This is a genomic window from Alteromonas sp. W364 (assembly GCF_031846205.1).
GTDB classification, from domain to species: domain Bacteria; phylum Pseudomonadota; class Gammaproteobacteria; order Enterobacterales; family Alteromonadaceae; genus Glaciecola; species Glaciecola blandensis.
Genome location: NZ_JAVRID010000003.1, coordinates 197,505 through 223,542, shown reverse-complemented (window position 1 = coordinate 223,542; position 26,038 = coordinate 197,505). Strand labels below are relative to the sequence as shown.

The window sequence follows — 26,038 nt, the reverse complement described above, 5'->3', positions numbered from 1 at the left end:
TCTATCTACGAGGTGAGTAAGCCTTTGTAAACATTATTCGCTTTCTCGAATGCATTTTGCTGTTCGAGTAAGCGGGCAAGTAGACGACCATCATCTGGATCGCTAGCGAGCTCCAAGGCTTTCCTTACCGCTTTTTCAGCCAATTCACTGTCACCACTATTGTAGGCCAAGTGCGCCAGCACTGAATACAGTTTGGCGTTTTCAGGATCGGCTTTAATCCAGCTTTCGATCAAGCGCATGGCAGCAAAAGGAGAAGGGTGCTTCAACTGCTTAAATAAATTGTGGAATGCACTATGCTGAGACTTCTTAGCTAAGTCGACCAAAATAGGCTCTGCATCTTTAGACAAGCCCTGATCTATGAGCAACTGTATAAATACAATCTGATTAGCGATGTCTTTTTTCGCTGCTCTCGGCAATTCTTCCCATTTTTGACGCAGTGCGTTCGCACCGTGTTTACTCGCAATCTCTGCAAACTCGCCTTGCGTTGCTTGCTGAGCCCAAACAACATAATCGTCACCTAAGACCTTTTTATGTAATTTTAAGCGTTCTTTTACTTCATCCCATTGGCCAAGGGCGGCTAGTACTGATAACCATAGACGCGCGATAACCGCTTGGTTCTGTGCTTTGGCATCGATCCCCTCAAGTACTTCTTTGGCCTTGTCAAATTGGTGCTGTTGTACAAAATGCGCCGCTTGTTGCGCTTTGGCCGATACTGCCGAAGCTTCAAAGGTTTCAGCGATACTGAGTAAATTCTCCAGATTGTTACCGTTATTTACTTTGCGATCGATATCCGCAGCTAAAATATAGTTTGAACCACCAAATTCACCAGGAAAGGTCTTGCTTATGGCCTTTTGAGCGGATTCATAATCACCAATCGCACAAGCGTTGATTGCCTCATGAAAGGCTTTTTGTTGTTTGCGTCGGGATAAGCTACCAAACCAGTTGCGTGAACCCGTCAACATGCGCGCTAACTTTACAAGTAGCCAGCCGACAATGATCACGCCAATACTGCTGGCGAGCAGGACAATGCCGGCGCTCACTACAGTCATCTGAATGCGTAAGTCACCCATTGCGATGAAGATACGCCCTTTTTCACCAATCGCATGATGGCCAAAAAGAATCGCCGCAAATAACAGGGCGATTGAGATGATGTAAAATATCAGTTTCTTCATAAGGCACCCTCAGAAATTTTGTCGGGGTCCTGGTCAAGAGTCGGTTGGTTGCCAAATGCGCCTTTAACGCGCTCGTCGATGATATCTTTTAATGCAGACGCAGAGCTTAATTCGCGAGGATAAGTTTTAGCGACTTCGGTACCTTGAAGTTGTTGCATCACTTCAATGAATTGCTTCACGTTGTTTTCTTCTAGCTGATAATGCTCAACGACAACAGCCATCGCTTGCTGCAATGAAGCTTGATAAAGGGTATTTCGTTCGCTCAGTGCAGCACTTTGAGCTTGTGCTAAGGCTAGTTTTAGTTGTTCGGTAATCAGCCATCTTTGTTTGGTGGATAAATAGGGTAGAATGGGCTCGTCACTGACATCTACCTGTATAAAATCATCAACAATCGCTGTCCAAGTCTTAGATAAATTTTCCTGCCAGTCAGCAATATCGTCACTTAGCTCTGTTGCCGCTGGATTTGGCTCGAACTCTTGAATTTTCATGGCGTTTAGGGGCAACTGATCAACTTGAGAAATCATGCCATTCAAAGCTAACGCAACGGAGTTAGTCGATACTGGACTTACTTGGTGAAGCGCCTGAATGTCATTGGCAATGAGTTTTCTTACTGGAAAAAGCGATGGATCTGCGAGGTCCGCCAGTCGAGAATCTGCGGCCTGCAGCATTAACATGGCAGTGCTAACATCTTTCTCTAGCCATAACTTCCTTCCGGCCATGCGCACAAGGTAATCGGCCTCAGCGAGCAGCCAGTCGGCAGGTCGTCGCCCAGATAATTCGCTTACTTTGCGTTTTAATAAATCAGTGTCGTCAGTGTTTTGCGCCGACAAGGCAAACAATTCATTTAGCGCAGAATCAAAATTAGCGCTCTGTGCGGCCATGGACTCTTTGATACTGCTTTGTAATGTTTCATTGGCTTGGTTTAGCTCGCGTTTCAAAGAGGCTATTTCATCGTTCGCGTTACTCACCTCAGTTTGTAGTACCGTCAACTCGTCGTTCTCGTTGCTGGCGCCCTGTTGCCAGTTGTACCAAACCCAAGCAGCGGCGGCACAAAGACCTACAATGATGAGAAAGTTCAGCAATGCTAGGAACCACAAACCACCTGTTTTTACCGTTTTCTCTTCAGCACTACTAGTATTTGTACTACGTGCGTTTGTCGTATTTGAATTCGTCACAGGAGCACGCTTACTGAGGGTTTCAGCCGACTCTTCAATCACCACAGCGTCTTCAATTCTCTGTTCATCAAGCGTGCTCTGATCGTCAACATTGGCCTCGTTCTCATTGGCTTTCGATGTGTCGTTTGTTGACTTCTGGTCAGTCATTTTGTGATCCTTTGACTTTGCGGGTTGCTGCAATCAAACATTGATCACTTGCACCCTCGCTATTGATTATGTGTTTCGCACCCAATGCCGCAAGATGAAGTTTAACGCGGTCACTGACTACTATCCATTGGATAGTATTAAGCCATTCTGGTTCAAAGTAATTATAAGCCGCATCTACAAAAGCTGCACTTGTTGCAATAATACAATGAATATCACTTTGCACAAACTCTTGTGTAAATTGCGCTTCCTGCAAGCATACCCGTTTGTACAGGTCTTGATGGACCAGTGTTATTCCCACTTTTGCTAGGCTCTGCTGGATAAGTTGCCGGCCGCCTTCACCCTTTAATAGTAGCACTTGGGAAGGCTTGATTTTGCGAGCTTGAATGGCCGCGACGACCCCTTCTGAGTTTGCTGGCACGGCTTCACTAACACGACTGAACTTACAGGCAAGTTTCTTTGCGGTGCTGGGCCCTACAGCGATAATGGGTATGTCTTTGGCAAGGTCTTGCTGTACACGTTCAACAAAGATATCTGCAGCGGCGGTGCTGGTCACAATGATCAGGTCAGCCTGGTAATCACTAAATTTGATGTCACTCGATAAGGGGACGATATCAATGAGAGCACAACCAACGGCATCTAGACCCGCCTCAGCAAATCGCGCTACTGAGGTGTCTATTTTGGTTGTCGGTCGAAGTAGTAAAAACATACTCTTTGCTCTACATTCCTATTGTCGTGAATTCATCGATTTCGTTTGCGCTGTCAGTTTGTACAATCAACGGCTGATGCAGTGCAAAAGACTAGTCACCAAGAGCGTCTAAAATCTCTCTTGCACCTTGTTCAAGTAATTTATTTGCTACTTCAGTCCCGATGTTTTCTGCATCTGCAAGCTGACCCTCTGCTGAGGCTTTCAAGATGGTTGTACCATCAGGCGTTCCCACTAGGCCGCGCAATGTGAGTGTATCATTACTTAGTACCGCGTAACTTCCGATCGGCACTTGGCATCCGCCTTCCAATCTAGCATTCATGGCTCTTTCTGCTAGCACTCTGGCGGCAGTTTGTGAGTCGTTTAGTGCTTGCAGTAAGCTAATGAGTTCAGCGTCGTCATTTCTACATTCGATACCAACTGCACCTTGACCAACAGCAGGTAAACTCACGCCGGTGTCAATCTCTTGCTTGATACGCTCACGCATTCCCAAGCGAATAAGGCCAGCGGAGGCGAGGATAATGGCATCGTACTGGCCCTCATCCAATTTGGCTAAGCGGGTATTCACGTTGCCGCGAAGGTCTTTTATCACTAAATCGGAGCGAAAAGCGCGTATTTGGCATTGACGGCGTAAGCTTGATGTACCAACGACAGCGCCTAGGGGGAGAGCTTCAATGTTGTCATAATGATTTGATACGAAGGCATCAAAGGGGTTTTCGCGCTCACAGATTGCATGCAAACCAAAGCCCTCTGGGAACGCAACGGGTACATCCTTCATAGAGTGGACAGCAATATCGGCTTCGCCATTTTGCATCGCAATTTCAAGTTCTTTAATGAATAGGCCTTTACCCCCAATTTTCGCGAGGGGTGTGTCTAAAATGCGATCGCCTTGGGTCGACATTGGCAGTAGCTCAACATTCACATGAGGATGATGTTCTAAGAGTTTGGCTTGAACATACTTCGCTTGCCACATCGCCAAATCACTTTTTCGGGTTGCGATTCGAATCGTCCTAGTCCTTGAGTTGCTCATGTCTTACTTTGCTCCCAAGTGTTCTTGAATGAACTTAGAAATGTCGACTATTTCTGGCATACACACATTGTGCTGCATAACGTACTCTTTCCAAATGACATTGTAGTCGTTCTGTTTCATGGTTTGATAAGCGCTATTACCCAGAAATAGAGGGACAACTTCATCTTGTTGACCATGCGCAAAGAATACCGGTGTGTCTTGGTTTTCTACCGATTTTTCAGTTTGCAGTGTATTCGGGGCGCACATGTAGGTGCTGAGCGCGACGATACCAGCCAAACGATGTTTGATTCGGGTGCCTAAATGCAAAGAAATGACACCACCTTGAGAAAAGCCAATTAGCATGATTTTACTCGCATCAATACCGCTGCCTATCTCCGCCTCAATTAATTTTTCGACACGCTGAGACGAATCTAGAACGCCTTCTAAATCGGCTCTAGAGTCCATATCCATCGATTTAATATCGTACCAAGCACGCATCTCCATGCCGTTATTAATGGTCACTGGCCGGATAGGCGCATGGGGGAAAACAAACTTCACACCAAGCTCGTCAGGTAGCTTCAATTCAGGTGCAATTGGCGCGAAACCATTACCTGAATCACCAAGACCGTGAAGCCATATTATCGTTGCCTTGTGCTCAGATTTCGCAGGGATAACAACGGAAGGAAGTAATGCGTCGCTCATTCATCTAGTCCTGTAAATTCAATTTAATATCTTGGCCCGCTTGCTTACTAAGCGCTTCATCGAAGAAGCTAAAGAACTCTGCATCGGTACGCTCATCAATCCACTGACCATCTGTAAAATTGAAATGATGGCCATTAAACTTAGTCGCCACCCACAGTTGTTGCAGGGGAGGTTGTTTGTTGAGTATTATTTTGGTGTGGTTAGGCATTGTCAGAGTGAGGATGCCACCAGCACCTTCATAATCGATGTCTACTTCACACACTTCTAATGCTTCTTCTATCGCGATAAATAAGTTATCGATAAGCTCATGATAATCAGCGTCTTTCATTCTTAAGTTTTCCATTTTGCGCACTTTGTATTGTGCATATGCTACCATTGTAAATTATTGCAACACTATCAATTAGCTAAATTTCCACTATATGCCTGATATTAAAACAAATTCTTCACCGAGTGAACTAACTAAGCCACTTGGTAACCTGTTTATCGTTGCTGCTCCCTCGGGCGCCGGTAAATCGACCTTGATCAAAGCTATTTTGGCAAAGTCGCACAGCAGCAATCCAATGCAGCTTTCGGTCTCTCACACTACTCGCAAACCGCGCCCTGGCGAAACGAACGGTGTTGAATATCATTTTGTTGATCATGCCGATTTCGAGGCCATGATTGAGCAAGATGCGTTTTATGAGTATGCCGAGGTCTTCGGTAATTATTACGGTACTTCTAAAGCTGCGATCAGTGACAAATTACATCAAGGGGTCGATATTTTCCTTGATATAGATTGGCAGGGTGCAAGGCAGGTGAAGGCACTTAATCCTGATGTGATTGGCATTTATATTGTACCGCCGTCCGTTGAGGCTCTGCAGGCCAGGTTATCCGGTCGTGGGCAAGATTCGGATGAAGTTATTGCAGGGCGTATGGCGCAAGCTAGATCTGAAATTTCTCACTACAATGAATTTGATTACGTGGTGGTAAATGACGATCTAGAACAAGCACTAAAAGAGTTTGAAGCAATCGTTTTAGCAAACCGCTGTGATTTAGAAAACCAAGAAAATAGACATCAGGCACTTTTTGAGCAATTATTAGCGGGTATATGAGCTATTTTTACTAGGCTTTAGCGAGATTATGCAGTATACTTCGCGACCTTTTTGAAAACCCTATTGATTTTTCGGAGCATTAAATGGCACGTGTAACAGTTGAAGACGCTGTAGATCAGATTGGCAACAGATTCGATTTAGTATTAGTTGCAGCGCGACGCGCTAGACAAATTGCTACAGAAGGCAAAGACCCACTTGTAGAAATGGGTAATGATAAGCCAACTGTTGTCGCTCTTCGTGAGATTGAATTAGGTCTTGTGACTGCAGACACAGTAGAGCAGTCTGACCTTCACGATGAACGTGAAAAAGAAGCTGCAGAGTTTGCTTCGGTAGCAAGTATCCTATCTGAAAACTAGGCCACTTTGCTCAAGTCTTTTTTATCGCTATCTAGGCGCTTGAAAGACGAACAAATTGATTATTTTGAAACGTCGATGAAAATCGGCGTTTTTGCGTTTGCAAAGCGCAAAAATAACCGTATTCTACATATATGACAGTCATCATTTTCATAATAAATATCTGTGTATCTTTTTGAAGGTTTAAAAACAAAAGTAAGTAAATACTTACCCACTGATCAAGTCGAGTATATTCAAGCGGCTTACGTACTTGCGCGCGATGCACACGATGGCCAAACTCGTAGCAGTGGCGACCCTTACATCACACACCCAGTCGCGGTCGCTGGCATTCTTGCAGACATGCACCTCGATTATGAAACACTCATGGCAGCCTTGCTGCATGACGTGATTGAAGATACCCACTACGATAAAGAAGATTTAAGCTTGGCGTTTGGCGAGACGGTTGCCGAGTTAGTTGAGGGCGTGAGTAAACTCGATAAGCTGCAATTTAGCAGTAAGCAAGAAGCTCAAGCTGAAAACTTTCGTAAGATGCTAATGGCAATGGTGCAAGATATCCGCGTGATTCTAATTAAGCTCGCAGACCGCACACATAATATGCGTACTTTAGGTGCTCTGCGCCCAGATAAACGTCGCCGTATCGCCTTAGAAACACTCGAGATATACTCTCCACTTGCGCACAGATTGGGTATCCACGATATTAAAAACGAGCTTGAAGACCTGGGTTTTCAAGCTATGTATCCTATGCGTCACAAAGCCTTACGATCTGCCGTTAATCAGGCACGAGGTAACCGCAAAGCCATCATCGAGAAAACGCAAAGTGAGTTAGTTCAACGTTTAGAGTCTTATAAAATCGAAGGAACCGTTCTGGGGCGTGAAAAGCACCTTTACTCTATCTATCGTAAGATGAAAAACAAAGAACTATCGTTTACCGAAGTCATGGATATTTATGCTTTTCGTATCGTGGTAAAAAGCATCGATAATTGCTATCGCATTTTGGGCGCTATGCATGGCTTGTATAAACCTATTGAGAACCGCTTCAAAGACTATATTGCGATTCCACGCTCTAATGGCTATCAGTCACTTCATACTTCGCTTGTCGGCCCTCATGGTATTCCCGTTGAAGTGCAAATTCGCACGGAAGAAATGGACCACATGGCAGATAAAGGGGTTGCGGCTCATTGGCTGTATAAAGAGGCGAACGATAAAGATACCACCGCACAGTTGCGAGCTAATCAGTGGATGCAATCCCTAGTTGAACTACAACAGCGCTCAAGCACCTCAGTCGAGTTTATCGAAAGTGTCAAATCTGATCTGTTCCCTGATGAAATTTACGTGTTCACACCGAAAGGGACTATTGTTGAATTGCCAATGGGAGCAACTGCCGTTGACTTCGCATATGCAGTCCATTCAGATGTAGGAAACACCTGTGTTGGGGCCCGCGTAGAACGTCGCAACTACTCGCTTAGTAAGCCTTTGGAAAACGGACAAACTATCGAAATCATAACTTCCCCTAGAGCGAAGCCGAATGCTAACTGGTTGAACTTTGTGGTGAGTGCAAGAGCACGCAGTAACATACGCCACTTCTTGAAGCGCCAACAGTCCGAAGACGCTATCAGCATGGGTAACCGTTTATTACGTCATGCATTAGGAACAATTAAACTCGACGAAATAGACCCGAGCGAAATTGAGCGCGTGGTAGAGGAAACCAAATATGAAAGCTTCGATGACCTGCTTGCAAATATTGGTATGGGTAATGAGTTGTCGGCAATTGTAGCAAGACGCTTAGTGGGAGAGACAACTGAAATCCCTGAGAAAAAATCAAACGTGGCGATTCGCGGTACGGAAGGCCTATTAGTTCACTTCTCGCGTTGCTGTCATCCTATACCCGATGACGAAGTGGTAGCCATACTGTCTCCTGGGCGCGGCATCGTGATCCACCAAACGGGTTGTACTAACATTCGTAAGTTGAGCAAAGAAGAGCCGCAACGTGTGTTGCCAATGGAGTGGGACGAAGATCCACAAGGCGACTTCAAAGCGTCATTGCGTCTTGAGCTCTTCAATCACCAGGGTACATTGGCTGCACTAACAAGCACCATTGCAAGCAGTGACTCAAGCATTATCAATCTACAAACTGAAGAACGTGAAAATAGCGTTTATCTAATCGATATCGAGCTGACCACTAAAAACCGCGTACATCTTGCCAATATTATGCGCAAGATCAGGGCAATGCCTGAGCTTCAGAAAGTATCGCGCCATAGTCAGTACAAACAACAATAAAATTTTAAGGATTACACATGTCAAAGTCTATTATTCAGACCGATGATGCGCCTGCGGCGATCGGCACATACAGTCAAGCCGTGAAAGCGGGATCTACCGTTTACTTATCAGGACAAATACCCCTCGTCCCTAGCACGATGACTATGGTGTCGGATGATTTTTCAGAGCAAGCTGTACAAGTTTTTGAGAACTTAAAAGCGGTTTGTGCAGCAGCGGGCGGTGACATGTCACACTTGGTAAAAGTGAACATTTTCCTGACCGACTTAGGGCATTTCGCTACTGTAAATGAAATTATGGCAAAATACTTTAGTCAGCCGTACCCAGCGCGCGCAGCTATTGGTGTATCGCAATTACCAAAAGACGCTCAAATTGAAATTGACGGTGTGATGGTGCTGCCAGAATAGCCTTTTCGTAATTGCAGATAGAGTGTTATCGCTATGAATCAAAGCATGTCGCCCGAGCGCTATCAGCGTATCCGAGCTTTGCTCAAAACCCGCCAGCCAGACCTGACCGTGTGTTTGGAAGAAGTGACGAAACCGCATAACGTCTCAGCGGTAATCCGCACCTGTGATGCGGTTGGTGTTCACCAAATCCACGCGGTCTGGGACCAATCTGAAAACTTGCGCAAAGGCACCGCCATGGGCAGTCAGATTTGGGTAAAAACCAAACCTCACAATACGATTGCTGAAGCTGTCGGTGAACTGAAAGCGCAAAACATGCAAGTTTTGGTAACACATTTGGATGATAGTGCCTGTGATTTTCGAGAAATCGACTATACCAAGCCGACGGCCGTGCTATTGGGCCAGGAAAAGACCGGCGCAACCGATGAGGCGATAGCCTTAGCTGATCAATCTATTATTGTGCCGATGGTAGGCATGGTGCAGTCATTGAATGTGAGTGTTGCTGCAGCCGTTGTAATGTATGAAGCTCAGCGTCAGCGCGAACTCGCAGGTATGTACCAAGCTGCAAGATTAAGTGAACAAGAGTGCCAGGACATACTATTTGAGGGCGGTTTTCCGATCTTGTTTAAAGAGTGTGTTCGTCGTAATTTACCTTTTCCTCATATTGACGACCAAGGCATGATCCAAGCGGATGCTGATTGGTGGTCTGCCCTGCAGTTTTCAAAATAAATTCGTACTGACGAAATTTTATTTCTTTCCATCGGGTCTAGTGGTGTGAATAACTTCACGCCGCTAGATTGACATGCTAGTTTGGCATCAATGTACTGTATTTTTAATGATGTACCCCAAGGAATTAAAATGAAAAAATGGTTTTTAGCTGCTGCACTGGCAGTGTCAGCTTTAGTCTCAACTTCAGCTATGGCATTAGATCGAACTGTCATCGCAGAAAAAGCAGAAGATGTTACTCCTCTACTCATCGGTTCAACAGCACCCAACGTGACTGTTAACACCGCAGATGGGTCACCAGTCAGCTTTAAAGCCCTATATATGCAAAAGCCAACTGTGGTTATTTTTTACCGTGGTGGATGGTGTCCTTACTGCAGCCGTCAGCTTGCAGAATTAAAGACCATTGAGAAAGATTTAGTTGATGCTGGCTATCAAGTATTAGCAATTTCGCCCGAATCACCGGCTCGCTTACAAGAACAGAAGCTAGAAACTGAGTTTGCAGTGACACTGCTCTCTGATGAAAGCTTGTCTGCTATTCGTGGCTTTGGTGTTGGCTTTTACGTGCCGAATGACACTCGTAAGTTGTATAAAGATCGAATGAACGTTGACCTTACTGCAGATACGACTGATAAAGCCGTATTGCCAGCGCCAGCAATTTTCATTTTAGATGAGGCAGGTAAAGTACAATTTACCTATGTAAACCCAGATTACAGCGTTCGCCCATCTGCTGAGTTGGTATTGGCGGCTGCAAAACTAGTCAAGCCAAAAGCATAATGTGCAAGAAGCGCTAAGCTCAGCTTAGCGCTTCTTTGCTTTCTGTCTATTCCCAGGCATTTTTGAATTCTTCAGACTCAGTATAAAGCTGATATTCATCTACTGTAGCAATGGTTTCGCTTGTGATCCCGGCATCAAAAACTAGGTTAATGCGTTGCAATATATCGGTTAGCGATGCGAAGTCACCCTGAAGATTATAAAAAGTAGCTAAGTTCCAATAGCCACCGTCAAATTCAGGTTCGCTTTTAATCGCCAATTTCGACATTTCAATCGCTTTGTCCAATTTGTTCTGCAAAGAATAGATGGTTGATTTTAGGTTTAATAGAGCAGCATCGTTAGCTCCCCAAAATGCCATTGCCATGTCTGCTCCACGAAGAGCAGAGTCCAGATCATTGTTCATAAAATGGTAATCGATGAGCATGAACGCAGTTGATTCGTTATCACCATGATACTTGTTCAAATTGGACAACTGTTTCATGTATTCTGTGTCGTTGAGTTGCTGTGCAAACACAATCCCCATGTCTATCACGAAACGACTCTTTAACAGCTCTTCAGGTAACTTGTTTAGGCTTTCGTATGCTTTTTCTGGATCCCCTTCACGATGGTGAGCAATCATCTTTTGGAAGTTTTCCAATACCTGATTGTCTACAGAATCTCCGCTCATCATTCTGGCTAGGAAACTGCGCTTACTGCCCACAAACATGCGTGCCGCATTTGCTGAAATTCGACTGGTTAAATTTGCTTTAGAGCCAAAGTAGAAGTCTTCAATAAGTTGGTTTTCATTAATAAATAACAAAACAAATTCGTGTCCGCCTTCTTCAAAGTCGATTCGAATGAGTGGCCTAGCACCAAACTCTTCGGTTTCGATTGTGCGTTTAAAATTGTAATAGGTGACTTCATTAGGAGATATGTTTAGAAAGCTGTTGACGAGTGATTCTGGAGTCGCGCTTTGTAAGAAACCTTTCATGAAACCTGTTTTCATCGCTGGCGTAAGGTCAAGTTCCTCAGTCACCAATTTAGCAAGGCTATTCACATCTAAGTATTGCTTGGCGCGCTCAATATCGCCGCTGTTTAATGCGTTTGCGAATTCACTTGCTATTCTTTCCCCGAGTTCTACTGGCGTTTCTTCTAATATACTGGCGAGTTCACTTTCGGCATATGCATTCTGGCTAAATGACATGACAGCAAAGAAAAGCGCGAGACCGATACTGCGCAAGCGCAAGCTCGCATTCTTGAAATACATCATTATCCTTATTCCTTTGCAAAGCTGTTTCTTGCGGCAGCTTCCTTAAATTCTTCTGAGCTAGGGTAATTCGCAACGGCACCACTTTCGGCTACCATTTGAGGTGTTAATTCTGGATTAAATCGTTTTTTAACTTCAGCAAATGTTTCTGTTAAACCGCTGAAATCTTGAGTTAGATCTTGTAACGCGACGAGTGTCCAATATGAATCTTCAAACTCAGGCTCTAGTTGAACTGCTTTTTTGGCTGCGCCAATTGCCGCGTTTAGGTCGTCCAATAGGAAGTACATATTTGCCTTTAGGTTATACAAGGCAGCATCCTCACCCCAAAACGCCATTGCTTGCTCGACACTTCGCATGGCAGCTTCATTTTGTTCTACCGTCACGTGGTAATCTACCAACATAAATGAGGTACTTGGGTCGTCGCCATAGTATTTATTCAACTTAGACAGTGCATCAATGTATTCAGCTTCCCCTACATTTTGTGCAATCAGCACTTCAAAATCGATGAGTGAGCGGCTCGAGCGCATTGTTTCTGGGAGGGTGCTTAATATGTCTAATACTTCTTGAAAGCGACCTTGTTGACGCAAAGCTAACATCTTTTGAAAGCTTTCAATTGCCTTTTCGGCATCGTCATCTTCTTTCAATAGGCGGGCCACAAAACGGTTCTGGGCAGGCAATATCATCTGTGTTGTACTTGCGACCGATTTACTTGTTAAATTGCCTTTCGTTGCATAAAACAAGTCGATGATTTTATTGTCCGCATCGAAGAATATAAGCATAAACTCATGGCCACCACTCAAATAATCCAGTCGAATGAGAGGGCGAACACCGAATAAATCTGTTTTAACGAGGCCCTTATAATCAAAGTTGGCTGGTGAATTAGGAGGTAAGATGAATGACGATTGAGCAAAGGTTCTGGCGAATGCTGGGGTTTTGTATTGCTGTGCCAGAGCGTTTTTTATATTCCGTTCGGTTTCCATTTGTGCCAGAACTAAATCGCCGAAAGCGGACATGTCAAAGAAGTTGGCAATGGTATCCACATCTTGACTATTAAGCGCCGCAGCGAATGCTTTCGCCACTTCAATCTGTTCTGGACTGACTTGACTTGGCTTTGTTGAATGGACAGTTTCCTCAGCCGTAACGTGAGTGCTCAAAAATAGGGCGGTAATGATTAATAGTAAAGGGGTAAGTAGTCTCTTGTATCGACTACCTTTTGATAGTGTTAATTCCATCTAATGCAACTCCAATAATGCCTGCAGTGGATTTTGATATTACGCGTTGAGCTAAGTTTTCTCAACCTGAATCATTGAACAGCTAGCATATTGGCGACGGTCTGGTAAAGTTTAGGGTACAAACACGGACTAAAAGAAACGTCGCATATGAAGTCACTGGCTGACACGCCGGTTACGACCTTAAAAGGGGTTGGAGCAAAGGTTGCAGAAAAGCTGAAAAAGTTGAATCTTGTTACCTTACAGGATGTCATTTTTCACCTTCCAGCACGCTATGAAGATCGCACTCGCATTTATCCTATTGCTGATTTGCATGCTTATCTACACGTCTCTATTCAAGGCGAAATCATGTCTGCTGACATTCAGTACGGACGTCGACGAATGCTGCTAGTGAAAGTAAGTGACGGAACCGCTTCAATTACGCTTCGCTTCTTTCATTTTTCCGCTGCACAAACCAAGTCACTCGCCATCGGCACAACCATCAGAGCGTTCGGAGAGGTTCGTACTGGCAAGAGTCAACTCGAAATGATGCACCCTGAATACAAGCTCATTGATGAAAATGAGGATGCGGCACTCGAGGACTCACTAACACCAGTATATCCGACTACTGAAGGCGTTAAACAACTCACTCTACGTAGCCTGACTGAACAAGCACTCAAACAGTTAGATAAGGGTGCGCTAGTCGAATTATTACCTAAAGGTTTGTATGAGAATCAAGTGTCATTGACCGAGGCATTGCATCTGGTTCATCGTCCGCCAGCCGACGTTATTATTGAAGATCTTGATGAGGGGCGACATCCAGCACAAAAGCGCTTAGTAATAGAAGAGCTACTCGCCCATCATCTCAGTATGTTGAAAGTTCGCTCGCAGTCTAAAGCCGATCCGGGCATAGCTATTCCAATTGACGAAGCCCTTAAGCAAAAATTCTTATCGACACTACCGTTTCAACCTACCGGAGCGCAGTCGCGTGTGGTTGAAGAAATAGAACAAAACTTACAAGAGTCACAACCCATGATGCGCTTAGTTCAAGGTGATGTTGGCTCTGGAAAAACCTTGGTTGCAGCATTGAGTGCCTTATCGACTATTAGCGCAGGCTATCAAGTGGCCTTAATGGCACCTACCGAGCTGCTCGCTGAACAGCACGCGAATAACTTTAGTGATTGGCTCACACCATTGGGTATTAGAGTAGGATGGTTGGCCGGTAAGCTAAAAGGCAAAGCCCGAACTGAAACTTTAGAGAAACTAGCAACAGGTGATATTGATATTCTCGTAGGTACTCATGCTATTTTCCAGGAACAAGTAGATTATAAAAACTTGGCGCTAGTGATTGTGGATGAGCAACATCGTTTTGGCGTTCATCAGCGCCTCGCTTTGCGCAAGAAAGGTGAAGTGTTGGGTAAGTATCCCCACCAGTTGATCATGACCGCAACGCCCATTCCAAGAACTTTAGCCATGACGGCATATGCTGATCTTGATACATCTATCATTGATGAACTGCCACCGGGTAGAACACCGGTGACCACCGTGGTATTGCCCGACACTCGTCGCGGTGATGTGATTGAACGGGTAAGACAAGCTGCTATTGATAATAAACGCCAAACGTACTGGGTCTGTACCTTAATAGATGAATCAGAAGTGCTGCAATGTCAGGCTGCAGAAGATGCGGCAATAGCGCTCCGAACAGCCCTACCTGAACTTAAAGTTGGTTTAGTGCACGGGCGGCTGAAGTCAGCCGAAAAACAAGCGATTATGGATGAGTTTAAACAAGGCGAACTCGACCTCTTGGTCGCAACTACTGTCATCGAAGTGGGTGTTGACGTGCCCAACGCAAGTTTAATGATTATTGAAAACCCAGAGCGTTTGGGTTTGGCCCAACTGCATCAATTGCGAGGTAGAGTGGGTCGAGGCTCTGTCGAAAGTCATTGTGTTTTGATGTATTCCAGCCCTTTGTCAAAAACAGCCAGTAAACGACTAGGCGTATTGCGAGAATCTCACGATGGCTTCTATATTGCCGAAAAAGATTTAGAAATTCGCGGGCCCGGTGAGCTTTTAGGGACAAAACAAACGGGTATTGCCGACCTTAAAATAGCTGATCTAATACGTGACGCGGCGCTGATACCAGATGTGAAAAATATGGCAGATTACGTGTGGCGAGAATATCCAAGTAATTCCCAAGCCTTGATCAACCGTTGGTTAGCGTACAAAGAAGAGTATGGAAATGCGTAAGGAAAGTACTTCAGAGGCGCCTCAAAATGATAAAAATAAAGGTATAGGAATAGTTATTCTTGTTGAAGACAAAGACCGAATCGAGCCAAGTGAGGACGCAAAAGCCTTATCGACTGAAACCGGTTTTCCAATAGTGACTCAAGCTGCTGTAACAAGAGCCACATCTCCTAAAAAGGGCGCGAAGCGAGATAAAAGAACAACGACGACGCCATTTCTTTCAGCAGATGCCCTATGGCAGTTAGTCTATACCGCTGAGGGTTTGTCCTTGCGCTTGAGTAACGAACCTAGCTGGGGAGATATTCGTGTTGATTTTGCATCTGCCGCACTAAACTACCGCAAGCTTCATGGCGGCGGGCGCAATGAAGCAATAGCCAAAGCGATAGGAATTAAAGGTAAAACATCATTGTCGGTAATCGATTGTACTGCAGGTATGGGAAACGATAGCTTTGTGATGGCTTCGGTTGGTGCTGAAGTGACGATGCTTGAACGGAGCCCAGTGATCGCCGCTTTACTGGAAGATGCCCTTAAACGAGCACAAGATATTCCAGAGCTTGCGGAACGCTTGAGTCTAGTCAAATCGGATGCTTACGATTACATTGCAAAGCATACATCAGGCGCCGAGAAAGCCCTAGCAGATGTGATTTACCTTGATCCAATGTTCCCACATAAAAAGAAATCGGCACTGGTGAAAAAGGAAATGCGCGCTTTTCAGCAATTGTTAGGCGCCGATATGGATAGCACTGAACTTCTAGAACTGGCGCTCAAGCATGCCGGTAGTCGCGTTGTCGTCAAAAGACCCAGTTATGCAGAGCCTATAGCCTTGCAAAGTGGCCGTAAGCCGGATACTGAGATTACCTCTAAGAAACATAGATTTGATGTGTATATTCAGCACTGATAGGTTACACTTTTGCACCTTCAGCACGTAGCATGTGCGTTAGTGAAACCTGTAAATTAAGCAGTTCAAACTATTATAAGACTCAAGCCAGTTTGGCGGGAGTTGTTTTCACAATAAAAAACGGAGATCCCATGATTGAAGTCGGCGGTACTTTACCAGAAGCAGTATTTAGTGTGTTACAAAATGGCGAAATGAAAAACCCTAATACTGGCACCCTATTCAGTGACAAAAAAGTGGTCGTGTTTGCCGTTCCAGGTGCGTTTACACCTACGTGTTCAGCTGCCCATTTACCCGGTTTTGTTACACTAGCTGATAAAATTAAAGCGAAGGGTGTAGATGAAATCATTTGCATTTCAGTGAATGATGCCTTTGTAATGGATGCATGGGGAAAATCTCACAACGCCAGTGAATTAACGATGCTAGCCGATGGAAATGGTGCGTTTACTCAATCGATTGGTTTAGACATGGACACAGATGCCTTTGGTGGTGTTCGTTCTATTCGCTACAGCATGATTGTAGACGATGGTGTAGTGAGTGTGTTGAATGTAGAAGAGCCAGGTCAATTTGAAGTCAGTGACGCCGAAACTATTCTGAAACAACTGTAAGATAAAGGTTATCCCATCAATTTAGAACTTAAAATTCCACCCGCAATCGTCTTTCTGGTTGCTTGTGTGGCGTGCTATTACACGCCTGATATATTGCCTTACTCTTTAGTACTTGGCGACAGCACAATGATGGTCTCTCGGATGCTGTTCGCTATGGCGATTGTTATTGGCGTAATGGGTCTACTTACCTTTAAAAAAGCCAGCACTACTGTCGATCCGGTGAATATCGATAAAGCTTCCAACTTGGTTACTGACGGTATTTTCCAGTTTACGAGAAATCCAATGTATGTCGCGATGGCACTAGGTATCATTTCTGTAGGTATGCGATTTGACTCTGTTCTAAACTTGGCTTGGTTAATCGCCTACATTTTGTTTATTACGCGTTTTCAAATTGCGCCCGAAGAGCGCGCGTTGTTGAAAATTTTTGGCGAACCTTACGCCGAGTATATGCAAAAAGTGAGACGGTGGATTTAAACCTGTGATCAAAACTGATGTTATTGTAATTGGAGCGGGCGCTGCCGGGCTTTTTTGTGCAACTGAAGCGGGTAAGCGCGGACGCTCGGCAATTGTATTCGACCATGCCAAGCGCTTGGGCGGTAAAATATTAATGAGCGGCGGTGGACGCTGTAACTTCACCAACATGTATGCTTCGCACGAGAACTTTATTTGCGAGAACCCTCATTTTTGCAAGTCAGCTTTGAGCCAATATACCCAATGGGACTTTATTTCATTGGTGAACGAATACGGCATTAAATATCATGAAAAAACACTGGGCCAGCTTTTTTGTGATGATACTGCAAAAGACATCGTAGATATGCTTTTGGCTGAGTGCAAAAAAGCCAATGTAAGCATTAAGAATCGCACTGAAATCCTCGATGTGAAGAGCTTAAGAGGCGTAGAGAGTGATAGCTCAGGGAAGCCTATAGGCCAGTCGATGCGTTATTTAGTTAATACTAGCCAAGGTGAATTTGCATGTGAATCTTTGGTGATCGCCACTGGTGGTTTAAGTATGCCAAAGCTTGGCGCAACGCCATTTGGTTACCGAGTAGCAGAGCAGTTTAATATTCCTATCATTCCAACCAAAGCGGCGCTGGTGCCTTTCACTCTGCATGAACAAGACAAGCAAGTTATTGGCGAATTAAGTGGCATTTCTGTAGATGCCAATGCGCAATGCAACGATATGAATTTTAATGAGAATATTTTGTTCACTCATCGTGGCTTGAGCGGCCCTGCTGTGCTTCAAATTTCGAGCTATTGGGAGCCAGGTCAAGCAGTAGAGTTTGATTTGTTTCCGAATGGAGATTTACATCAAGATTTAATCGAGCAGCAAAGCCAAACACCAGATGCACATCTATCAACCGCGCTAGCAAAACATTATTCCAAACGTTTCGTTCAGGCGGCACTACCATACTTTAACGTCGCCAATAAGCCACTAAAACAGTATAACCCCAAAGAGCTTCAATCTGCGGCCGAGGCCTTTAGTCAGTGGCAAATAAAACCTAATGGTACCGAAGGCTACCGCACTGCCGAAGTAACTCTAGGCGGCGTCAATACGGATTATGTCTCTTCAAAAACGATGGAAGTGAAGAATCAAGAAGGCTTATTCTTCATCGGTGAAGTACTTGATGTTACCGGTTGGTTAGGTGGTTACAACTTTCAATGGGCATGGTCTAGCGGCTGGGTTGCAGGGCAGGTGGTTTGATAGTGTGCAATGATGATATAGTTTGCACACTTCCCTCTAAGCTTGCACAGTAAGTGATTTGCCTTTAGTAAACCTTATTTAGACGTCAATGCCGTCCAAGTGCAGTCATTCGCAAATTGATAATTAAGCTATCACTACTCGATACCTAACCTACAATAACACCTGAATTGATAGCGGCACCAAATTTTTCAGGACGGTCTTGCTTGGCAATTAAAAAGCAATACGCATGCCTATGTTAAACGTTGTGATTTTCCCAAATTCGTAGCCTGTTATCAGTGCCATATTGGGAAGGAAACTCCAACGTCCGTTAACACCTATAAGAACATCTGTTTCAAAGGGGTCAGAACCACTAGTGGCTACGTCCCCAACTGCGGTATAGCGAGCATGACCCTGAAGATGAAATGTTGGAGCTGCTGCCCAGATCACACCAATCTCAGACCCGACGCCGCTATCTTCAGCGTCGATATCAAGATTGAAACCTTCAACGTTCGCATCCTTTAACTCTAGCTGGTCAAGGCTCAGACGAGCATAATAAGCCAACGTTTCCGAGACATTGTATTGATAACCAACTCCAAGACGCCAGCGCACCACATCATACTCACCTGCAGCAGTATTGATGTCGGTGCGGATTTCCAGTTCTTGGCCGAGAGAAGCATACTCACCAAATAGATGCATTTGATTACTAAACTGCCATGCACCACTAACAAATCCACCACCATCGGCATCACTCTCTAAGTCTAAAGGATCACTACCCATGATCACTTCGGACGTCTCTATGTCGTTGACAAAGCCACCGATAATTCCTCCCTCGATGTGGGTGAAGCCGATATCGCTTGCTTGCGCCATCCCATTGTTAAATAAGATAGTAAATATAGCTAAAACCAATAGCAAAGCTGAGTTGTTTTTCATTTTAATGTCTTTATTGTTTACATGAGCACAAAAGAGTTTTGCTCTTCTCTTGACATAATTATAGGTTAGTTCTTTCTGGAAAGCTCAGTTGATGTATGTTAAATTTTTTTAATCTCTGCTGTTGCAGTATTTTACCGCTGATTGAAAATAAGCGTAATATCGTGAAATCCAAAAAGGCGGCTGTCCGCTATGTGCGACTAGACAGACCTATATACCTGAGAATATGATTCCTTAGGCGCTAGCTATACAGTTGCGGCCATCCTTTTTCGCTCGATAAAGTGCTTTATCAGCCAAATCTATTAGTTGGGCATTGGTGATTGAGGCATCACATTTTAGTGTCGCTTTACCAATACTAACCGACAAAATGCCTTCACCAAGAGATGGCTCAAAACTAATATTCAAGGCCGCCATCGCTCGCATTACCTCTTGGGCCACACTTAATGATTGTTCTTGATTGGTATTTGGCAGTATTATGCAAAATTCTTCGCCGCCATATCTGGCTGCTAAATCGTCAGTTCGTTTGCAACAGCTATCAAGAGCCTTGGCAACTTTCTGTAAAGCTACATCTCCCGCACTGTGACCAAAACTATCATTAAAATGTTTAAAATGATCAACGTCTACCATTAATAGGCTGATATATTTCCCATCTCTGGTGCCACGTTTGAGCGCTTTTTCCAAGCTTTTATCGAACTGTCGACGGTTGGCGATACCTGTGAGGCCATCAAAGTTCGCCTGATGGGCTAATTGTTCGTTGGCTTTTTCTAGCGCAGTGGTCACCTGTTGTAAAGATACTCTATTCGTCACACTTTCCAGCGTATTACTAAGCATTTCACCTATTAACTTTAAATAACGAACATCATGCTCTCGCCATGAATAAGGGCTACCAATAATATCGCAACCAATAAAGCCAAATAGTTTATCGTTGATATGTACAGCAACACATAACACCGACTTAATTCGCTCTCGCTTAAACTCTTCTTTTTCTAGCGCGGCTTCATCAGGCAAATCATCGACGTTATCGATCTTAAATACATTCTTGGTTTTGATGGTATTATCAAAATAAGGTAAGTCGTTCGAGCTAACATTCTGTAAATCATCTTTATATGGGAGAACACCGGGCGCAACCCATTCATGGGTATTGTTCATGCTTGTCTTGTCATCAGAAAACTGAAACAAATAGCATCTATCAACACCACAAAATTCACCAAACGCACCAAGGCTTTTCTCAATTAACTCGTCCAGATGTTCTGTCTTTACATTAATCAGTTGAGAAGAAATGCCTGACAGTAAGCGACTAAAGGCTAAGTGATTGGCCATTGACGAGTAAGTCGTCTGTGTACCAGTAATATCATTGTCTTGAAGGCTATGTACATGAAGTACAACCCACGGTTGTCCGTCAAAAGTCACTTTCTTGCCTTCAATACGACAATTCAGGTTCTTGAAATTGCTTTTCACTCTGACTTCTAAATGAAGTGTATCTTGCCCATTGCAAAGCGAAAAGGGATGCTGTTCAGCCGTTAATGGTTGACGAGATTGTACATCGTAAAAAACCAAACTATTGCCGAAAGTATCAGCTTGCCGCTCGGCCCCAAACATACTCAAACAAGCTGGGTTAGCATAGACTTCGCCATTTTCCATGTTTTTACAAAGCAAACTAACTGGCAATGGCGCCAACAGTTCTTTATAACTTGTGTTAATCAAATACGCTTCCAATATCAATATCTACCTGATTTTCTGCTTTTCCGTTCTGATTTTTGACCGGATGCATATAGATGATTCCATGCAGCTAACACTTATTGTGAGGAGCGCAAGCCTAAGGTGACAACTCGATAGATTCATTTCGAAATGACGCCACATCTATTTCATTTCATTAGCTTACTATTCTTATGGTCATAATTTCTACACTTTTTTACGTGTTTGCTGCGAACGCATAGTATGAATAGCACGCAAACCGTTATTGCGCCAACGTGTCATCAGATCAGTCTTCGTTTCGGCAAGTAATGTTCGATTGGACAATGAATCAACCCATCGGCCATGGCGCTTTTTACGGCCTTACTTTGTTTGACATGCCCTCTGATATTTCAATACATCTCACAAAAAGGCCAAGCATTATTGGTTGCAAAACGTCCAAATTGATGTATTTTTGACTAAACAAGGAAAGCACTCCTAAGGGAACTCACGCAGGGAATACTATGAATATCTTAAAGTTATTGCTGTGTATAAGTATCGTTAGCTTACTTATTTCATGTAATGCAACTGGACTAACAAATGAAAGTGAAGCTGGAGGTGATGTTAGTGCATCGACGTCTCTTTCAATAAAGTTTGATGCATTATTAAGTGAACAATATCAGTCTGACCAACCAGGCGCTGCGGCACTTGTGGCGATCGACGGCGAAGTAGTTTATGAAAAAGGGTTTGGGCTAGCGAACATCGAATTGAATGTGCCTATCAAGCCTGAGATGGTATTCGAAATAGGTTCCATTACTAAACAATTTACTGCCGTTGCAATTTTGATGTTAGTTGAAGAGGGAAAACTGAGTTTAGATGATGAGATTACCAAGTTTTTACCTCATTACCCGACCAAGGGTCATACGATTACACTCCACCATTTGCTTACTCATACCTCAGGTATCAAGAGTTACACTTCAATGGAAAGCTGGACTAAATTGTGGCGACAAGATCTTTCACCGCTAGAACTCATAAACATTTTTAAAGATGAGCCAATGGATTTTGAGCCTGGCGAGCAATTTTTATATAACAATTCCGCTTATTTTATTTTGGGTTATGTCATCGAAAAAGCTTCTGGCCTAACGTATCAAGATTATATTCATAAAGAAATATTTGAGCCTGTGGGCATGACTTCTTCTTACTATGGCAGCGCTCAGACTATTATTCCAAACCGAGCAAGTGGATATCAGCAAACCGATAAAATTATTAATGCGGAATATCTAAGCATGTCGCAGCCTTATGCTGCAGGTTCTTTAATGTCTACAGTACATGATTTATTCAAGTGGAATCAGGCAATTAGAAGCAACCAGTTAATTAATCAAGCGTCGACTGAGAAAGCCTTCACTAATTATGAACTTAATAACGGTGAAAAGGTTGGGTATGGTTATGGATGGTTTCTAAGTGAAATAAATGGTAGTTCAACGAAGGAGCATGGCGGTGGCATTTTTGGTTATGTCACGAATAGTATTTACTTGCCTGAAGAAAATGTATTTGTAGCGGTACTATCAAACACTGATTTTAATGGCCCGGGGTTTGTTTCGACGAAGATGGCGGCTATTGCTATTGATAAGCCCTATCCTGAGTTCTCTGATGACGTATCTGTAGATACTGATGAGTTAGCGAGTTTAGTAGGCGTCTATGATTTTGACGATGGTGCTACTAGGTTTATTACCATGCACGATGGCTCGCTATACTCACAACGGGAAGGAGGAACGAAATTCTTATTGCATCCAACAGCAGATGGCATGTTTTATTTTGAAGGTAGCTTTTCAAATTTACGATTTACGCAAGAAGATGGCAAAACAGAAGTCTTATTCAAAAGTCGAGCTAGCGAATCTGTTGGTATAAAAACTGACAAGCCTGTTCCGGTAAAGACTGAAATTACGCTAGATAGCGCAACGCTGATGCAATTTGTTGGAGTATTTGAGTTACAACCTGGCTTTGATATCACTATCACGCTTGAAGACGATAAATTAATGTCGCAAGCAACCGGACAACAAAAATTCCAAATCTACCCTATGACAAAAAGTCGATTTTTCTTGAAGGTAGTAGATGCAGAGCTTGAGTTCATTGCAAATGAAAATGGAGCATATACATCTATGATCTTGTATCAAGGTGGGCAAGAAATACCGGCGCAAAAGAAGACATCGAACTAAACATCAATAGGGAAATCATGGCGTCTATTTCTTTAAGTATTTATCGAGCGACTTTTGCAGTTGGCCATTGAATTTGTCGTACTTCCCACATCCGTTACTTGAGGTCCAGAGTTTTGGGCCCTTCCAAAATGGATCATCCAGTTCTGTGGTAGTGACTTTTAAGCATTTCCCATCCATCAGTATCGTTTTCTCATTTGGCCCAAATTCAGATAGCACAATAATGTTAGCTTCTTTTGGTGCATAAGAAGTACTCGACTGCCTTAGCTCTTTGTTTATATTGGGTTCTGATGCTGGGTCACCAATCGCCTTAGGTTCCTTATATTGTCTTAGGGCACCTTCTGATAGTCTTTCCACTTCTACTTGATGCAAGTTTTGTATGTAGCTAGAAACACCTTTTAAGCTACTCGATTGAGAGTCCATATTGTCTATATCGAGTGTTGGTGAAATATCGATTGTATTGACTTCCTCTTTACTTCCTGTGACTTTACTTACTTCTGGCTGTGATGTTACTTCCTCTTTGGGAGTTGTAAGTTCGCTTTTTATGATCTCTTCGGCAGGAGGAGTGGGCTCAGGTGGCTTCTCTACAGAGAGCTTTTCTTTTTGACTAGGGGCTTCCTGCAATTGAATTGGCTCTGTTTTGGCCGATGCCTCTGCTTCGAGTTTTGGAGCCTCAATGATCAAATAGCTTTTTATCGATTTTAGTTCTTGTTTGTCATTTTCGTATGGCGTGAATCCTTGGAACAAGGCATAAATAACCAATCCATGGAGCAGTATCGATAATAAGACAAAGCGTAAGGTATAGAGCACTAAACAGCACCAATAGGGTGAAAGAGTCGGTTGATGTCTAGCTTAGGACAGAGAACGCCAGTAGAAGTTCAGCGAGGGTGCTGGGACGTTACTGGCAAACTAAAGTTGAATTGAACCATGACTGATTACTTATTCGCTCACCTGAACATGAAGTCTGAGCGTACGAGAAACAGCTGGAATGTCACTATTTGAAATGATCAGAGAAATATAATTGTCACCCGCCTCGCTAAACGATGTTTGCACGAAAGTACCTACATCATCTACCTCGCCGTCACCATCATAATCCCATTGCCAGTTAGTCACATCACCGATACCCTCAATGCTGTAGCTGGACGTCACCTCAAAAAATACAGTTTGTCCTAAGTAAGCCTCATCGTCATATTTGACTGTTGCAAAGAGCGACTTGGCTCCTTTTCCTTCGATGATATCTGCCAGTTTCGTCGCCGTGGTTTCCACAAAATCTTTAGGCATTATCTCACTTTCTATTCCTGTCATCGTGAAGTTTAAGATTGGCCACACCATACCTCCCGTTTCAAATGCTAATGTTGCGAGTTTGCGCTCTTCAGGCTTTTCGCCGTAACGCTTACCCTTCAGAAAACGTAAGGTGTCACACTTTTGCATACTCGAATCTGGGTTTAGGACCATATGGTCGCGATCAACGGCCAATGCAAGGCTTCTATTACACCAAGCAGGGAAGGGAATAAAAGCATGAAACTCGGAGCGTCTATTTTTCAAATTCTGCATGAGTTTAGCGGTATCAGCATTTTCTAAGAGGTCATTTTTGCCATCGGAAAAAATGAGTACTATAGCTTCGTTAAGTTCAGGTGTGCTGGCGATCAATTGAAGGGCAGACAAGACATCTTCCGTTGATGAAATCAATTTGGTTTCAGCTAGGTTTGTTCTTATCTGGCTTAAGCTTCCCTTTTTTTCATCAATAATAACGTCGCGAAATGATATTAACTTTGCTGCATCAGTTAAGCTGCTATTGTCCTGTAGTTGCTGCTCTAATTCCTTCAGCATGTCAGCAATGACTGTTTGAGAAACTCCCATTGAAGAAGAAGCGTCAAAAATAACCCAGATGTTTGAGTCCTTTTCGGCAAGCGCTGACTTGGAAGATAACAACATGCACAGCATCATAGTGGCGACGCAGTTGAGTAAACCTTTCGTTTTGAAATTAAACACCTTTAACATCCTTATTTAAGGTAACGCACAGTTAGTAATACTTTGTACTACGAGCGTATTGGTTTGGTTTAATATCAGTATAGGCAAAGGAATGCTATTAAGGAATAGATTGCTTGGTATATGTCAATATTTCTTACATGTTATTTTTTTGTAAAAAATATGTTTCATGAAATCATAAGGTTATAGCGTGGCCTATTTAATGCATCCCCCCTAATATCAACGTTTACTAAAACTAAAATCATATATTTAAGGAATCTCATGAAAACATTATTAATTGCAACTTTGTTTGTATTTTCAAATATTGCAAATGCCACTCTTATCGTTGACTACTCAAACACTGGAGTGAGTCAATCAGTTAATACATCTGAAGTCGGCATAAACGCCAATAGTGGTTCGTTCTCAATTAATGATGGAGACACTATTTTGGTCGACCTACTAATAGCGTTTTCAACAACGCAATTCTCTAATAATGCGACATGCCCGAATGGAACATGCTCAAACCCGTTCACATTAACTACCACTATTACTGCAAACTCTATAAGTGAACTCTTCACATTGACTGGTTTATATGACATCACACCAACTCAAGATATGTTTACGCTCAATGCTGGTGGTCCAGTTTCTTTCGACCTTCCAACGGGATTATTGACCTTAGTTGAAACCAGTGAATTGAATTATGTTGTAACGTCATTGGGAACGGTAAACACAAGTGTATCTGCGACTTTTACATACAGCGAAGTATCTGCACCACACTCACTAGCTCTTTTAATGGGAAGTGGCTTATTTTTATTATTCCTTCGCAAAAAGAAATAGGAGAACTTCGAGT

General features: G+C 43.5%; 25 protein-coding genes. 13 read left to right on the top strand and 12 right to left on the bottom strand.

Annotated features, from left to right (window positions below; all coding sequences use genetic code 11):
* Window positions 1–5 precede the first annotated feature (5 nt).
* From RM556_RS06365 to cyaY, 6 genes are all read right to left on the bottom strand, one after another.
* Entirely contained in the window at window positions 6–1,172 is a 1,167-nt protein-coding gene (locus RM556_RS06365) for a heme biosynthesis HemY N-terminal domain-containing protein (protein WP_311374165.1), read from the bottom strand.
* Entirely contained in the window at window positions 1,169–2,494 is a 1,326-nt protein-coding gene (locus tag RM556_RS06360) for a uroporphyrinogen-III C-methyltransferase (protein ID WP_311374164.1), read from the bottom strand. The genes RM556_RS06365 and RM556_RS06360 overlap by 4 nt, the downstream gene beginning before the upstream one ends.
* Window positions 2,487–3,200 (bottom strand): uroporphyrinogen-III synthase, encoded by a 714-nt coding sequence (locus tag RM556_RS06355; protein WP_311360864.1) that lies wholly within the window; start codon window positions 3,198–3,200, stop codon window positions 2,487–2,489. Before RM556_RS06355 ends, RM556_RS06360 begins: the two co-directional genes overlap by 8 nt.
* Before the next feature lie 91 nt (window positions 3,201–3,291).
* Complete coding sequence (gene hemC, locus RM556_RS06350) at window positions 3,292–4,227, bottom strand: hydroxymethylbilane synthase (RefSeq protein ID WP_311374163.1); 936 nt, start codon at window positions 4,225–4,227, stop codon at window positions 3,292–3,294.
* Window positions 4,228–4,230: 3 nt separating this feature from the next.
* Complete coding sequence (locus RM556_RS06345; RefSeq protein WP_311374162.1) at window positions 4,231–4,908, bottom strand: dienelactone hydrolase family protein; 678 nt, start codon at window positions 4,906–4,908, stop codon at window positions 4,231–4,233.
* A 4-nt stretch (window positions 4,909–4,912) separates the two neighbouring features.
* Window positions 4,913–5,236, bottom strand: a complete 324-nt coding sequence (gene cyaY / locus RM556_RS06340; RefSeq protein WP_311361343.1) for an iron donor protein CyaY — start codon at window positions 5,234–5,236, stop codon at window positions 4,913–4,915.
* Between the two features lie 91 nt (window positions 5,237–5,327).
* On the opposite strand from cyaY, the gene gmk reads away from it, so the two are divergent.
* From gmk to RM556_RS06310, 6 genes are all read left to right on the top strand, one after another.
* Entirely contained in the window at window positions 5,328–5,999 is a 672-nt protein-coding gene (gene gmk / locus RM556_RS06335; protein WP_311374161.1) for a guanylate kinase, read from the top strand.
* A gap of 83 nt (window positions 6,000–6,082) precedes the next feature.
* The gene (gene rpoZ, locus RM556_RS06330) at window positions 6,083–6,355 is read left to right on the top strand and encodes a DNA-directed RNA polymerase subunit omega (protein WP_311360868.1); all 273 of its coding nucleotides are present in this window, start codon (window positions 6,083–6,085) and stop codon (window positions 6,353–6,355) included.
* 162 nt (window positions 6,356–6,517) lie between these two features.
* Complete coding sequence (gene spoT, locus RM556_RS06325) at window positions 6,518–8,629, top strand: bifunctional GTP diphosphokinase/guanosine-3',5'-bis pyrophosphate 3'-pyrophosphohydrolase (RefSeq protein ID WP_311360869.1); 2,112 nt, start codon at window positions 6,518–6,520, stop codon at window positions 8,627–8,629.
* Window positions 8,630–8,646: 17 nt separating this feature from the next.
* Entirely contained in the window at window positions 8,647–9,033 is a 387-nt protein-coding gene (locus RM556_RS06320) for a RidA family protein (RefSeq protein ID WP_311374160.1), read from the top strand.
* A 45-nt stretch (window positions 9,034–9,078) separates the two neighbouring features.
* Window positions 9,079–9,759: a tRNA (guanosine(18)-2'-O)-methyltransferase TrmH gene (trmH, locus tag RM556_RS06315; RefSeq protein WP_311361344.1), complete on the top strand. Its 681-nt coding sequence runs from the start codon at window positions 9,079–9,081 to the stop codon at window positions 9,757–9,759.
* 129 nt (window positions 9,760–9,888) lie between these two features.
* Window positions 9,889–10,530 carry a peroxiredoxin-like family protein gene (locus RM556_RS06310; RefSeq protein WP_311360871.1) on the top strand — a complete coding sequence of 214 codons (642 nt, stop codon included), beginning with the start codon at window positions 9,889–9,891 and terminating at the stop codon, window positions 10,528–10,530.
* A gap of 46 nt (window positions 10,531–10,576) precedes the next feature.
* Here RM556_RS06310 and RM556_RS06305 read toward each other — a convergent pair whose 3' ends face one another.
* Both RM556_RS06305 and RM556_RS06300 read right to left on the bottom strand, forming a co-directional pair.
* Window positions 10,577–11,776 (bottom strand): hypothetical protein, encoded by a 1,200-nt coding sequence (locus RM556_RS06305; protein ID WP_311374159.1) that lies wholly within the window; start codon window positions 11,774–11,776, stop codon window positions 10,577–10,579.
* A gap of 5 nt (window positions 11,777–11,781) precedes the next feature.
* Window positions 11,782–13,005 (bottom strand): hypothetical protein, encoded by a 1,224-nt coding sequence (locus RM556_RS06300; protein ID WP_311360873.1) that lies wholly within the window; start codon window positions 13,003–13,005, stop codon window positions 11,782–11,784.
* 147 nt (window positions 13,006–13,152) lie between these two features.
* Between RM556_RS06300 and recG the strand changes: the two genes are divergently transcribed.
* The 5 genes from recG (at window position 13,153) to RM556_RS06275 (ending at window position 18,430) form a co-directional block, all read left to right on the top strand.
* On the top strand, window positions 13,153–15,228 hold the full coding sequence (gene recG, locus RM556_RS06295; protein ID WP_311360874.1) for an ATP-dependent DNA helicase RecG: 2,076 nt from the start codon (window positions 13,153–13,155) through the stop codon (window positions 15,226–15,228).
* The gene (locus RM556_RS06290; protein WP_311374158.1) at window positions 15,221–16,123 is read left to right on the top strand and encodes a class I SAM-dependent methyltransferase; all 903 of its coding nucleotides are present in this window, start codon (window positions 15,221–15,223) and stop codon (window positions 16,121–16,123) included. The genes recG and RM556_RS06290 overlap by 8 nt, the downstream gene beginning before the upstream one ends.
* Before the next feature lie 131 nt (window positions 16,124–16,254).
* A complete protein-coding gene (locus RM556_RS06285; RefSeq protein ID WP_311360876.1) occupies window positions 16,255–16,728 on the top strand; it encodes a peroxiredoxin in 474 nt (157 codons plus the stop codon).
* A 66-nt stretch (window positions 16,729–16,794) separates the two neighbouring features.
* The gene (locus RM556_RS06280; protein WP_311360877.1) at window positions 16,795–17,202 is read left to right on the top strand and encodes an isoprenylcysteine carboxylmethyltransferase family protein; all 408 of its coding nucleotides are present in this window, start codon (window positions 16,795–16,797) and stop codon (window positions 17,200–17,202) included.
* Window positions 17,203–17,206: 4 nt separating this feature from the next.
* On the top strand, window positions 17,207–18,430 hold the full coding sequence (locus RM556_RS06275; RefSeq protein ID WP_311360878.1) for an NAD(P)/FAD-dependent oxidoreductase: 1,224 nt from the start codon (window positions 17,207–17,209) through the stop codon (window positions 18,428–18,430).
* A gap of 210 nt (window positions 18,431–18,640) precedes the next feature.
* On the opposite strand, the gene RM556_RS06270 is transcribed toward RM556_RS06275, so the two are convergent.
* Together RM556_RS06270 and RM556_RS06265 are read right to left on the bottom strand one after the other, a co-directional pair.
* Entirely contained in the window at window positions 18,641–19,339 is a 699-nt protein-coding gene (locus RM556_RS06270; protein ID WP_311360879.1) for a hypothetical protein, read from the bottom strand.
* A 231-nt stretch (window positions 19,340–19,570) separates the two neighbouring features.
* Complete coding sequence (locus tag RM556_RS06265) at window positions 19,571–21,040, bottom strand: diguanylate cyclase (protein ID WP_311374157.1); 1,470 nt, start codon at window positions 21,038–21,040, stop codon at window positions 19,571–19,573.
* Between the two features lie 491 nt (window positions 21,041–21,531).
* Here RM556_RS06265 and RM556_RS06260 point away from each other — a divergent pair, with 491 nt between their 5' ends.
* Window positions 21,532–23,223: a serine hydrolase gene (locus tag RM556_RS06260; protein ID WP_311374156.1), complete on the top strand. Its 1,692-nt coding sequence runs from the start codon at window positions 21,532–21,534 to the stop codon at window positions 23,221–23,223.
* A 24-nt stretch (window positions 23,224–23,247) separates the two neighbouring features.
* On the opposite strand, the gene RM556_RS06255 is transcribed toward RM556_RS06260, so the two are convergent.
* Together RM556_RS06255 and RM556_RS06250 are read right to left on the bottom strand one after the other, a co-directional pair.
* Window positions 23,248–24,030, bottom strand: coding sequence for a hypothetical protein (locus RM556_RS06255; RefSeq protein WP_311374155.1), 783 nt, complete (start codon window positions 24,028–24,030; stop codon window positions 23,248–23,250).
* Between the two features lie 129 nt (window positions 24,031–24,159).
* A complete protein-coding gene (locus RM556_RS06250) occupies window positions 24,160–25,212 on the bottom strand; it encodes a hypothetical protein (RefSeq protein ID WP_311360883.1) in 1,053 nt (350 codons plus the stop codon).
* Between the two features lie 258 nt (window positions 25,213–25,470).
* On the opposite strand from RM556_RS06250, the gene RM556_RS06245 reads away from it, so the two are divergent.
* Window positions 25,471–26,025, top strand: coding sequence for a hypothetical protein (locus RM556_RS06245; RefSeq protein ID WP_311360884.1), 555 nt, complete (start codon window positions 25,471–25,473; stop codon window positions 26,023–26,025).
* The last annotated feature ends 13 nt before the right edge of the window (window positions 26,026–26,038 follow it).